We start from the raw sequence: 12,385 nt of genomic DNA, 5'->3' as shown, positions 1-12,385 counted from the left end.
GCCGACATCTTCTACCTCCGCGTGACAATGGAGCTCCGAAAGTTTCCAACCGTTTCAAATCGGGTTTCGATGACCTAGAATCTCCTTCATGACAACGAAGTCCGACGATCTCGAGCCGAGCGCATCCCGGGTGACCATTGCCCGGATCGCCGCCGAGACCGGTGTTTCCGTGCCGACTGTTTCGAAAGTTCTGAACGGCCGGCCCGACGTCGCCGAAACCACCCGTGCCCGTGTCGAAGCGGTCATCGGGAAATACGGTTACCGGCGCCGGGCCGACGAACGCTCCCGTCGTTCCCGGCTGCTGGAACTGATGTTCCACGAACTCGAAAGCACCTGGGCGCTGGAAATCATCCGCGGGGTCGAGTGCGTCGCCCGCGAAAACGGAATGGCGGTGGTGCTGGCCGACTCATCGGGCCGGCACACGCCGGGGCAGAGCTGGCTGGAGAGCGTGCTCGCCCGGCGGCCGGTCGGCATCGTCTCGGTCTGCTCCGACTTCACCGGCGGGCAGCTGGCGAAGCTCCGCGCGCGGGACATCCCGCTGGTCGTCGTCGACCCGGCGGGCGCGCCCGGGCCGGAGACGCCCTCGATCGGGGCCACGAACTGGCAGGGCGGCCTGACGGCGACCCGGCACCTCGTGGAGCTGGGCCACCGCCGGATCGCGATGATCGGCGGGCCGGAGGGGGTGCTGTGCAGCCGGGCCCGCATCGACGGCTACCGCACGGCACTGGAGACGGCCGGCCTGGCGTTCGACCCGGCCCTGGTCCGCCGCGGCGACTTCCACGTCCGTTCGGGTTACCGCGAGCTGGCATCACTGCTCACCCTCCCGGACCGCCCGACGGCGGTGTTCGCGGGCAGCGACCTGCAGGCGCTCGGCGTGTACGAAGCCGCGCGCGACGCGGGACTGCGCATCCCGGACGACCTTTCGGTGGTGGGTTTCGACGACCTGCCGATCGCCCGCTGGCTGACCCCGGAGCTGACGACGGTCCGCCAGCCCCTCCAGGAGATGGCGGCGGCGGGCGCCCGGCTGGCGATTTCCCTGGCCCGCGGCGTGGACCCGGAGAGCCACCGCCTCGAGCTGGCCACCAGCCTGGTGGTCCGCCACAGCACGGCGGCCCCGGCCCACCGGGGCTACCGGGTGCTGACCGGCGGCGGGCGGTAGGGCGTGAGCCACGGCCGGCGGGCGCGGCGCCGGCGGTCGGCCCGCTGTTCCCGGGCCCCGGAATCGTCGGTGCTCACCGGTAGAGTGGAAAACGGGGGGCGCCCCCGGCGGGTGGGCGTTCTGCGGCTTCCCCCGCCGGCGTGGACCAGGGGCGCGCCCCTTCGCCTCGCTCACCACGGCCACCGCATGCTCTCCGGCGGCCCCAGGTAGCTGGCCCGCAACCCGCCCGTGTCGACCACCAGCTTCTGGACGATCACCGCCGGGTCCACCATCCAGAACTTCAGCACGTGCTGTCCCGCCGCCTCGACCACGTGCCGGGTCGACGTCAGGTTCACGTTGTCCGACGTCGTCCTCTCCCACTGGCGGTTCATCGTCGTGTCGTCGGCGCCCGTGGCCGTCGTGATGTTCACGGTCTGCGGGGCCGCGTCGTCGAATGAGACCGCGTAGCGCAGGCCGTCGCCCTGCAGGACGTTGCTGCGGGGGGACAAGTACGCCCACACCGTCACCGGGCCCGGCGTGAACAGCGTCATCCGGTACTCCAGGCGCGGGCCGGCGCCCGGTGCCTGGCTCGCCGCCGTCACCGGGAACGGGGTCATGCCCGCGCCCGTGCGGCCGAGGTCCGGGATGCGCCGCCACGACACCGCCGCCGCGCCGACGTTGGCCGTGCAGTGCTCGGCCTCCATCGAGACGTACCCGCCGGCTTCGACGAACCCGCGCGGCGGCAGCACCGGATTGCGGACGACGGCGTCCACCGTGACCGACGTCCCCGCGCCCGTCACCGTGATCGGGACCGTCGTGGTGCCCTTCGGCGCCCGGGCCCAGTCGATCCGGACCGTCATCCGCAGCTCCTCGGTGACCCGGCCGCCGCGCGGTTCGACCTGCACCCACGGCGCACCGGACGAAACGGTGCAGCGGAACGGCGTCCGGCCGCGGTTGAACACGTCGATGTACTGCGGTGGCGCGCTCTGGTACGGGCTGAACTCCGGCAGGGCCGGCCGTCCCGCGGCGCCGGGCCACGCGTCCGGCGAGCCGTCGACCGCGATCCCCGGGGACGCCGCCGCCGGCAGGTCCAGGCGCCGCACCGCCGGGAAGATGACGTCCGGCAGGGCCACGTTGTTCAGCTCCGGCTGCTGCCAGGGCGCGTTCGGCCCGTAGCGGGCGACGTCGCCGTAGTCGATGTGCGGCTGGGTCTGGAACCCCTTCCACTTGCCGCCGGCGATGCCGGTGTTGTACTTCTCCGCCAGCGCGAGGTCGTCGGCGAACCGGGCCTCCGTGACGGCGGCGAGCCCGTTGGCCGAGGCCCGGCCCTGCGCCGCGTACAGCAGGTTCGTGAATTCGGCCCGCCGCAACGCGTACAGGTTCGCCGACGCCTCGACCTCGTACCCCACCAGCTCGTAGAACGCGTCGCGGTACCCGGCAGGCACCCGCGTGCCGATCTTCGCCGCCCGGGCCGCGAGGTCGCGCCACTCGTCGGTGACCCGGTCCAGCTCGCGGTAGTTGACCAGGCTGAAGGGCGTCATCTGGTCGTCGTAGGTGATCGTCCCGGCGGCGTCCACGGTGATCCGCCGGTTGAGCAGCTCCGGCTTGCGGCGCGACTGCAGCCGGCCGTAGTCGTGCAGCACCCCGGCGATTTCCGCCGCCAGGGCCGCGCCGAAGTTCTCCGCGGCGAACGAACGCTCCCAAGTGGACAGCCGCTCGACCGGCAGCGCGGCCGGGTCCCAGGCGTAGTCGAGGAAGAACTGCAGCGGCAGCTCGTTGCCCTTCATGTCCCCGACGTTCGCCACCCACAGCCGGTCGTTGCCGTAGGCGGACGCCTGGTGCAGCTGCTCCCAGGTGTTCGCGAGCAGCGCGGTGTCGACCCACTTGTAGTTGCGGCCGCCGCCGACGTAGTCGAAGTGGTAGTACAGCCCGTACCCGCCGGGGTGCGGCGGCAGGGACCGGTCGGGCATCTTGCGGATGTTGCCCCAGTTGTCGTCGGTGAACACGACGATCACGTCGTCCGGCGGGCGCAGGCCCTTCGCCCAGTACCGCTGGACTTCCTTGTAGAGCGTCCAGACCTGCGGCACCGTGGACAGGTCCCGGCCGGTCTCGCGGGCGAGGATGTCCCGCTCGGTCGCGATGATTTCGCGCATCAGCTCGATGCCGTCGCCGTCGGGCAGGCCGACGTCGCCGTTGCCGCGCATGCCGAGCGTGACGACGCCTTCGAAGTCCTCGCGGACCATCCGGCGGATGCCGTCGGCCCAGTACGCCTTGATCGCCTCGCCGTTGCGGCGGAAGCTCCACTCCCCCGTGCCGCCGTACGGGTCGTGCCCCGGGGTCGTGATGGTCCCGGCCGCATCGCGGACCGCGGGCACCGCGTGCCGGTTCCACTCCTCGATCCCCCGCATCATCGGCGCCTCGTGCGAGGTGCCCATGACGATGCCGTACTCCTTGGCCGTGGCGTGGTTGAGCGGGTCGTCCTCGGCGAACGCGCGTCCCCACACCGCCGGCCACAGGTAGTTGGCCCGCAGCCGCAGCATGGTTTCGAAGACCTTGGCGAAGAACAGGTGGTTGAACCCGTTGGGGAAGCCGGGCGCCCGGCCCGGCCCGAAGCAGGCCGGGGCCCAGGTGCCCAGCGCCGGGTTCTCGTCGTTGATGAAGAACCCGCGGTACTTCACGTGCGGCGTGCCGAGGCTGAACCGCTCGCGCGGCAGGTGCAGCTCGCTCTGCCGCCGCGGCGGCACGTCCGCCCACCAGTACCAGGGCGAGACGCCGATGCGCCGGGACACCTCGTAGACGCCGTAGATCACGCCCCGCTGGTCGCTGCCGGTCAGCACGAGCTGCCCGTCGACGACCTGGCTCAGCGACGTCTCCCACCGCCCGGCGATCCCGGTGACGTCGAGCTTCCCGGCCGCGACCAGGTCGTCGACCAGCGGGCTGTGCCCGAGCGTGCCGACCCGCACCACCGGCCCACCGGCGGGAACCACGCCGGACACGGCCGGCCGGACCCCGGTCACCCGCTCGATGTCGGCGGCCAGGTCGCCCACGACGCGCCGGACCCCCGGCAGATCGCCGTCGCTCACCACGATCGTCGCGGCCTTCCCCCGCGACACCAACGGAAAACCGGTATCGGCTTCGGCCAGCGCCGGGAGGGCCAGGGACCCCGCCCCGGCCAGGGCGAGCAGTTGGAGGAAGGTACGACGGTGGACCTCGGACGGCACGGCAGACCTCCTGAGTCAGCCCTTCACGGATCCGGTCAGCCCGCCGACGATGCGCCGTTCGGCGAGCACGAAGAACGCGAGCGCCGGGATCGCCGACAAGGCGGTGAACGCGAGCACCCGGGCGGTGTCCTGGGAGAACTGGGACTGGAACATCGCGACGCCGAGCGGGAGCGTGAAGTGGCCGGAGTCGTTGAACACCAGCAGTGGCAGCAGGTAGGCGTTCCAGCTGGTGACGAAGGCCAGCACGGCGACCGTGGTCAGCGCGGGCGTCGACAGCGGCAGCAGGATCCGCCAGAAGAACCCGAGCCTGGTGGCGCCGTCGAGCACCGCCGCGTCCTCGATCTCGCCCGGGATCGCGTGCATGAACGGCCGCAGGATCACGATCGTCACCGGCAGCGAGAAGGCCGCCTCGGGGATCGCCACCCCCCAGAAGCTTTCGAGCATGCCCAGCTGGCGCAGCCACAGGTACAGCGGCAGCGTCGCCACCGTCAGCGGGAACAGCAGGCCGATGGTGAACAGCGTGTACAACGCCTCCCGGCCCTTGAACTGGTACCGCGAGAGGGCGTACCCGGCCATCGCCCCGAGGGCGACCGCGACCGCGGTCGCGATCACCGCGATCAGTGCGCTGTTGCCCAGGAACGTCCAGAACGCGCTCGAGCCCAGGACCGAGGCGTAGTTGTCGGTCACCCACGGGCCGGGCAGCCCGGCCGGGTCGGTGTTGATCTGGGCGTTGGTGCGGAACCCGCCGAGCACCACGAACAGCAGCGGCACGACCGTCACGCCGACGATGACGATCGCCGCGAGGTAGCCCATCGACAGGCCGAACTTGCCGGACCGCATCAGCCCACCATCCTGGTCAGGGCGCCCTGGGTGTCCCGGCGGAGCGCGAACCGCTGGTACAGCAGGGCGAACAGGAAGCAGATGACGAAGAGGATCACCGCCACCGCCGAACCGAACCCGAACTCGTAGCGCTTGAAGCCGTGGTCGATCAGGTAGGTCGCCATCGTCGTCGAGGCGTTCGCCGGGCCGCCGGTGGTCATGATCCAGATGACGTCGAACAGCTGGAGCGAGCCGATCACCGACAGGAAGATCCAGATCCGGATGGTCGGGCCGAGCAGCGGCAACACGACGTGCCGGGTGGTCTGCCACGCCGAAGCGCCGTCGAGCGCCGCGGCTTCGCGCAGTTCGGCCGGCACGCCCTGCAGGCCGGCGAGCAGCAGGATGATGCCGAACCCGATGTACTTCCAGGTGATCACCGCGAACATCGTGTAGAGCACGATGCCCGGGTCGGCCAGCCACTGGTGGACGGCACCGCCCAGCCCCACGGCCTTGAGCACCTGGTCGGCGAACGCGCCCGGCTGCAGCATGAGCGACCAGATGACCGCGGTGATCGCCTCGGACAGCACGTAGGGGGCGAACACCAGGGCGCGCAGCACGGCGCGGCCCCGCAGCTTCCGGTTGAGCAGCATCGCCAGCCCGATCGACAGCGGCAGCTGCACCACGATCGACAACCCGGCGATGATCAGGTTGTGCACGATGGCGCTCTGGAACACCGTGCCGGTGAACGCGTCGGCGTAGTTGTCGAAGCCCACGAAGTCGTCGAGCGCGCCGAAGCCGTTCCACTTGAACAGGCTGTAGAAGGCGGCGATCCCGATCGGCACCAGGACGAACCCGGCGAACACCAGCAGGGCCGGGCCGAGCAGCACCACCAGCTCCAGCCGTTTGCCGAGGCCGGAGCGTTTTCCCCGGGCGCGGACCGCCGGTGCGGGCGGCCGCGCCGCCGCTCGCACCGGGGTCGTCGCCGTGGTCACTTGTTGCCCGCCGCGGCCTGGTTGACGGCGGTCACGATGCCTTCGGGGGTGCCCTGGCCGGCGAACATGTTGGCCACCGCGTCGTTCAGCGCGGCGCCGACCGCCGTCGGGAACGCCCGGTCGAAGTACATCTGCACGTACGGGGCCTTCGTGCCGTAGTCGTTGACCTGCCGGAGCACATCGGTCTTCAGCGACTTCGCGGCCGCGACGTTCACGGGCAGGCCGGTCCCCTTCGCGGCGAGCTCGGTCTGCACCGGCTCGCTGACCAGGTACTGCAGGAAGGCCGTGCAGGCCTTGGAGGCACGGGTGGTGCAGGCGAAACCGTCACCACCGCCGAGCGCGGCCGCCGGGTCGCCCTGCCCGCCCGCCACGGTCGGGAACGGGAACCAGCCGATCTTCGAGTCCAGGTCCTTGTCCTCGGTCAGCGACGACATCGTGCCGGGCTCCCAGTCGCCCTGCAGTTCCATCGCGGCCTTGCCGTTGGCGACGAGACCGGCGGAGCTGCCCGCGCCCTGCTGGGCGGGCGTGCCGGCGAACCCGGTCTGGAACGGCTGGGTGGCCAGGAAGTTCTTCAGGTCCTGACCGGCCTTCGTCCAGCACGGGTCCTCGAGCTTGACCGCCTTCACCGACTGCTGGAGCACCGCGGTCGAGCATTCGCGGATGGCGAAGTAGTTGAAGTAGAAAGCATCCGGCCAGCGGTCCTTGCCGCCGACGGAGACCGGCGCGATGTTCTTGGCCTTCAGCGCCGTGACGGCGGCGTTCAGCTCGTCCATGGTCTTCGGCGGGGTGGTGATGCCCGCTTGCTGGAACAGGTCCTTGCGGTACCAGAAGCCGACGAAGTGCTGCGTGAACGGCACACCGTACTGCTTGCCGTCGACCTGCCACTTCTCGCCGAATTTGCCGGTGGCCTGCTCGATCCACGACTTGGTGTCGCCGGTGATGTCGGCGACCTTGCCCGAGGTGATCTGCCCGGCCAGGTCGCCCGCGCCCCAGGACTGGTAGATGTCCGGCGGCTCGGGCGACTGCAGGGCGAGGGGCACCTTCGTGTTGAAGTCCTCGTTCTGCAGCGGCTGGGCCTTGATCGTGACTTCGGGGTGCGCCTTCTGGTAGTCGGCGACGACCTGCGCCCAGACCGACTTGATCGGGTCGGTGGTGCCGTTGTGCCACCAGGTGAGGGTGACCGGGCCCGACGGCTGGGCGGGGGTGTCACTGCTTCCCCCGCTGCACGCCGAGAGCGCGAGCGGGACGACGGCCGCCAGGGCGGCGAGAACGGGGATCCGGTGTTTCAAGGACATCGTGGGTCCACTCCTGACGACTTCGGCCGAGTTGGACGGGGCGACTGCGCCCGGGTTGGCGAAGAGTCTGCTCCCCGGGCAAATGCGATGTCAATCGTTGTCGATAACGTTTTCCATGGTTAGTCTGAGCCGATGCAGCCCAGTTCCAGGGTGACCATCCGTGACGTCGCCGCCCGGGCCGGCGTCTCGGTGGCCACGGTCTCCAAAGTGATCAACGAGCGCTACGGCGTCTCCGCCGCGACGCTCGCGCGCGTCCGTGCCGTCATCGAAGAGCTCGGCTACGAGGCCAGCCTCGTGGCGCAGAGCCTGAGAAACCACCGGACGAACGTCATCGGGATCCTGGTCGCCGACCTCGAACCGTTCTCGACCGAGCTGCTGAAGGGAGCCGCGGACGCCATCCGCGGCAGCGGTTTCGAACTGGTCGTCTACTCCGCGGGCGGGCGCACCGGCGACCCGGTGGGATGGGAGAAGCGCTACCTTTCCCGGCTGAGCGGCACCCTCGTCGACGGCGCCGTGCTGGTCACGCCGGCCGTCTCGCTGGAGGCCGTGCCCGGCACGCCGGTGGTCGCGGTCGACCCGCACACCGGGCCGTCGCACCTGCCGACCATCGACTCCGACAACCTGCGCGGCGCGCAGCTGGCCACCGAGCACCTCCTGGAGCTGGGGCACCGGCGGATCGCGTTCCTCTCCGGCCGCCCCGACCTGCAGTCGGCCGAGCTGCGCAAGACCGGGTACCTGCGCGCGCTGACGGCCGCGGGCATCACCCCGGACGCAGACCTGATCCGGGTCGGCGCCTACGACCCGGAGGTCTCCGCGGCCTCGGCCCACGCCCTGCTGACCGGGCCGGACCGGCCGACCGCGGTGTTCGCCGCGAACGACATCTCGGCCATCGCGACCGTCGGCGCGGCCCGCGAGCTCGGGCTCTCCGTGCCCGCCGACCTTTCCGTGGTGGGCTTCGACAACGTGCCCGAGTCCGCACTTTGCAGCCCGCCACTGACCACAGTGGACCAGCCGATCCGCGAGATGGGCCTCCGGGCGATCCGGATGCTCATCGCGCTGATCAACGGCGACGAGGTCGGGCCGACCCACGTCACCCTCGACACCGGCCTGGTGGTGCGGCACTCGACCCGCGCCCTCCCCTGAGCTCCTTTCCCACGCCTCCCCCAGACGAAGGGCGGAAACCCTTGACCACGCAGCCCACCACGGCCGGAGAGCCGTGGCGCGACCCCGCGGCCGATCCGGGCGAGCGAGTCCGCGTCCTGATGGCGCGGATGACCCTGCGCGAGAAGCTGGCCCAGCTCTACGGCGTCTGGGTCGGCATCGACTCCGGCGGCGAGATGGCCCCGCACCAGCACGACTTCGTCGACGCCGCGGTGGACCTCGACGACCTGGTCCGGCACGGCATCGGGCAGCTGACCCGCGCGTTCGGCACCCGGCCGGTCGACCCGGTGATCGGCGCGCGCAGCCTCGCGCGCACCCAGCGGCAGATCGTCACCAGCAGCCGGTTCGGCATCCCGGCCGTCGTGCACGAGGAGTGCCTGACCGGCCTGGCCGCGTGGCAGGCGACGATTTACCCGGCCCCGCTGTCGTGGGGCGCGACCTTCGACCCCGATCTGGTGCGCCGGATGGCCGCGCGGATCGGGCGGACGATGCGCGGCCTGGGTGTGCACCAGGGCCTCGCGCCGGTCCTCGACGTCGCCCGCGACCTGCGCTGGGGGCGGGTCGAGGAAACCATCGGCGAGGACCCGTACCTGGTCGGGACGATCGGCAGCGCGTACGTCGCCGGCCTGGAGTCGGCCGGCATCGTCGCCACGCTCAAGCACTTCGTCGGGTACTCCGCTTCGCGTGCGGGGCGCAACCTGGCGCCGGTTTCGGCGGGACCGCGGGAGATCGCCGACGTCCTGCTGCCGCCGTTCGAGCTCGCGCTGCGCGCGGGCGCCCGGTCGGTGATGAACGCCTACACCGACACCGACGGCGTCCCGTCCGCCGCCGACACGACGCTGCTGACCGACCTGCTGCGCGACACCTACGGCTTCGACGGCACGGTCGTCGCCGACTACTTCTCGGTGGCCTTCCTGCACCGGCTGCACGGGGTCGCGGCCGACCGCGGCGACGCCGCGCGGCAGGCGCTCACCGCGGGCATCGACGTCGAACTGCCCACGATGGACTGCTACGGCGAGCCGTTGCTCGCCGCGGTGGAAGGGGGCGCGGTCGATGTCGCCGCCGTCGATCGCGCCCTCGAACGGGTGCTGCGCCAGAAGTGCGAACTGGGCCTGCTCGACGCGGACTGGGCGCCGGAGGTGCCCGAGGAGATCGACCTCGACGACGCGGAGTCGCGGGCGCTGGCCCGCGAGGTCGCCGAGCGCTCGATCGTGCTGCTGCACAACGACGGCACGCTGCCGCTCGCGCCCGGCTCCGGGATCGCCGTGGTGGGCCCGCGAGCGGACACACCCGGCGCGATGCTCGGCTGCTACTCGTTCCCGCTGCACGTCGGCGTCCACCACCCCGACGTCCCGTTCGGCGTGTCGGTGCCGACCGTGCTGGAAGCCCTGCGCGCGTCCTACGACGTCACCTACGCCCTGGGCTGCCCGGTGACCGGCGGGGACGACGACGGGATCGCGGAGGCGGTGGCGGCGTGCGCCGAAGCGTCGGTGTGCGTGGCCGTGCTGGGCGACCGCGCCGGGCTGTTCGGCGGCGGGACGTCCGGCGAAGGCTGCGACGCGCCCGACCTGCGGCTGCCGGGCCGTCAGGAGGAACTGCTCGACGCCTTGCTGGACACGGGCAAGCCGGTGGTGCTCGTCCTGCTCTCCGGACGGCCGTACGAGCTGTCCCGGCAGCTCCCCCGGCTGGCCGCGGTCGTGTGCGGCTTCTACCCCGGCGAGGAGGGCGCGCCGGCGCTGGCCGACGTCCTCAGCGGCCGGCTCAACCCGGCCGGGCGGCTGCCGGTGAGCTTCCCGGCGGCCGGCGCGAGTCAGCCCTCGACCTACCTGTCGGCGCCGCTCGGCCGCCGCAGCGAAGTGTCCACAGTGGATCCGACGGCGTTGTTCCCGTTCGGCCACGGGCTGTCCTACGCCCCGGTGACCTGGCTCGACGTCAGCGCGACCGGCTCGCTCTGGCCGACCGACGGCGTCTGCCGGGTCCGGGTGACGCTGCGCAACGACCACCAGCGCGAGACGTCCGAAGTCGTCCAGGTGTACCTGCACGACCCGGTGGCCGAGGTGGCCCGGCCCGAGCGCCAGCTGGTCGCGGCCCGCCGCGTCACGGTGGCCCCCGGCGCCACGACGGTGCTGGACATCGCGTTGCACGCGGACCTGACGTCCTACACCGGCCGCGCGGGCCGGCGTCAGGTCGACCCCGGTGACGTCGAGCTGCGGGTGGGGACGTCGAGCGAGGAGATCGTCGCGACACTGCACTGCACGCTGACCGGGCCGCGCCGCTTCGTCGGCTTCGACCGGGTCCTGGCCCCGGAGTTCTCGTCGTGAAACGTCCGCTGGTCGTCCTGTTCCTGGCCGTGCTGACCGCCCTGTTCGTGGGCGCCTCCGGCCGTCCGGCGCCGTCGCACTGGGTGGCGACCTGGACGTCGATGCCCCAGCTGACCGAGCCGGGCAACCTGCCACCGGCCCCGTTCACCGGGACCGACCGGGTGCTGGACGACGCATCCGTGCGCGAGACGGCGCACGTGACGGCCGGCGGCCCGCGGATCCGGCTGCGGTTCTCCAACGCCTTCGGCGGGGCGCCCCTGCCGCTCACGGCGGTGTCGGTGGCGCGGCCGGCCGGCGGTGCCGCCGGGGTCGCGTCGGTGGTTCCGGGCAGCGTCGTGCCGGTGACGTTCCACGGCAAGGCGTCGACGGTGGTGCCGATGGGCGCCCAGGTCGTGTCCGACCCGCTGCCGTTCCCGGTGCGGCCCTCGGAGAACATCACGGTGACGGCTTACCTGGCCCACGGCCAGGCGTCGACGTCGATCACCTCGCACCCCGGCTCCCGCACGACGTCCTACCTGCTGACGGGCAACCAGGTGTCGGCGACCGACCTGCCGGGCGCGACCCCGGTGGACCACTGGTACTTCTTCAGCGGCGTCGAGGTGCTTTCGCCCGCGTCCGCGGTCGCGGTGATCGGCGATTCCATTTCGGACGGTCGCGGGTCGACCACGAACGGCAACGACCGCTGGCCGGACGTCCTGGCCGCGCGCCTGCACGGGGTGGCCGTGGTGAACCAGGCGGCGGGCGGCAACCGCGTCCTGCAGGACGGCCTCGGCCCGAACGTGCTGGCCCGCCTGGACCGCGATCTCCTGTCGACGAGCGGGGTTTCGCGGGCGATCGTGTTCGAAGGCGTCAACGACATCGGCACGGCGGCCCCGGCCGACGCGGCGGCCGTGGCCGACCAGCTGATCGACGCGTACGACCAGATCCTGACCCGCGCGCACGCCCAGGACATCAGCGTGTACGGCGCGACGATCACCCCGTTCGGCGGCAACACGGCCTACGACCTGCCGGAACGCGAAGCGGCCCGGCAGCGGGTGAACGACTGGATCCGCGGCCCGGGTCACTTCGACGCCCTGCTGGACTTCGACAAGGTGGCCCGCGACCCGGCGGCGCCGACGCACCTGCTCCCGGCCTACGACGTCGGCGACCACCTGCACCTCACCCCGGCGGGATATCAGGCGCTCGGTTCGAGCGTCTCGCTGCGCTTGTTTTCGTGAAGGGATTTCCCCGCGAATAGTGGACAATTCCTGGACGCGGTTTTCCGGCGCTGATCACTGATCGCCGATCCCGGTCTGACGGACGGTGATCACGCCGGATACCTGTTGGGACACAAGCGAGTCTCGAAGGCGGGGGTCCTGTGCCGCGGATCACAGCGGTGCCCCTATCATGTCGCCGTCTGCTCGTCCCCACAGGAAGTCGTCGCTCCCGGAAAGGGAAA

At 71.5% G+C, this 12,385-nt stretch carries 8 protein-coding genes; 4 read left to right on the top strand and 4 right to left on the bottom strand.

All coding sequences use genetic code 11. The annotated features are described in order from the left end of the window. The first annotated feature begins 88 nt into the window (after positions 1-88). Positions 89-1,159 (top strand): LacI family DNA-binding transcriptional regulator, encoded by a 1,071-nt coding sequence (locus C2L59_RS37110; RefSeq protein WP_103354248.1) that lies wholly within the window; start codon positions 89-91, stop codon positions 1,157-1,159. Between the two features lie 170 nt (positions 1,160-1,329). On the opposite strand, the gene C2L59_RS37105 is transcribed toward C2L59_RS37110, so the two are convergent. Genes C2L59_RS37105 through C2L59_RS37090 form a run of 4 tightly spaced genes read right to left on the bottom strand, consistent with a single transcriptional unit; the run spans position 1,330 to position 7,465 of the window. Further along, positions 1,330-4,359, bottom strand: coding sequence for a glycosyl hydrolase 115 family protein (locus C2L59_RS37105; protein ID WP_103354247.1), 3,030 nt, complete (start codon positions 4,357-4,359; stop codon positions 1,330-1,332). Between the two features lie 15 nt (positions 4,360-4,374). After that, entirely contained in the window at positions 4,375-5,199 is an 825-nt protein-coding gene (locus C2L59_RS37100) for a carbohydrate ABC transporter permease (protein ID WP_103354245.1), read from the bottom strand. Then, positions 5,199-6,170: a carbohydrate ABC transporter permease gene (locus C2L59_RS37095; protein ID WP_103354243.1), complete on the bottom strand. Its 972-nt coding sequence runs from the start codon at positions 6,168-6,170 to the stop codon at positions 5,199-5,201. The genes C2L59_RS37100 and C2L59_RS37095 overlap by 1 nt, the downstream gene beginning before the upstream one ends. After that, positions 6,167-7,465, bottom strand: coding sequence for an extracellular solute-binding protein (locus C2L59_RS37090; RefSeq protein WP_103354242.1), 1,299 nt, complete (start codon positions 7,463-7,465; stop codon positions 6,167-6,169). The genes C2L59_RS37095 and C2L59_RS37090 overlap by 4 nt, the downstream gene beginning before the upstream one ends. A gap of 150 nt (positions 7,466-7,615) precedes the next feature. Between C2L59_RS37090 and C2L59_RS37085 the strand changes: the two genes are divergently transcribed. The 3 genes from C2L59_RS37085 to C2L59_RS37075 are packed head-to-tail and all read left to right on the top strand — an operon-like array spanning position 7,616 to position 12,164. Next, on the top strand, positions 7,616-8,608 hold the full coding sequence (locus C2L59_RS37085) for a LacI family DNA-binding transcriptional regulator (RefSeq protein WP_103354240.1): 993 nt from the start codon (positions 7,616-7,618) through the stop codon (positions 8,606-8,608). 41 nt (positions 8,609-8,649) lie between these two features. Beyond that, a complete protein-coding gene (locus C2L59_RS37080; protein WP_103354238.1) occupies positions 8,650-10,947 on the top strand; it encodes a beta-glucosidase in 2,298 nt (765 codons plus the stop codon). Continuing rightward, entirely contained in the window at positions 10,944-12,164 is a 1,221-nt protein-coding gene (locus C2L59_RS37075; protein WP_199199445.1) for an SGNH/GDSL hydrolase family protein, read from the top strand. The genes C2L59_RS37080 and C2L59_RS37075 overlap by 4 nt, the downstream gene beginning before the upstream one ends. Positions 12,165-12,385 lie beyond the last annotated feature (221 nt).

The sequence above is a fragment of the Amycolatopsis sp. CA-128772 genome, from assembly GCF_002904295.1.
Taxonomy (GTDB): Bacteria; Actinomycetota; Actinomycetes; order Mycobacteriales; family Pseudonocardiaceae; genus Amycolatopsis.
Note: the sequence above shows the minus strand (reverse complement) of the source record. Positions and strands in the feature narration are given on the sequence as shown.

Coding starts and splice junctions, on each gene's coding strand:
- C2L59_RS37110 (WP_103354248.1), top strand. CDS start 89: ATGACAACGAAGTCCGACGATCTCGAGCCGAGCGCATCCCGGGTGACC.
- C2L59_RS37100 (WP_103354245.1), bottom strand. CDS start 5,199: ATGCGGTCCGGCAAGTTCGGCCTGTCGATGGGCTACCTCGCGGCGATC.
- C2L59_RS37090 (WP_103354242.1), bottom strand. CDS start 7,465: ATGTCCTTGAAACACCGGATCCCCGTTCTCGCCGCCCTGGCGGCCGTC.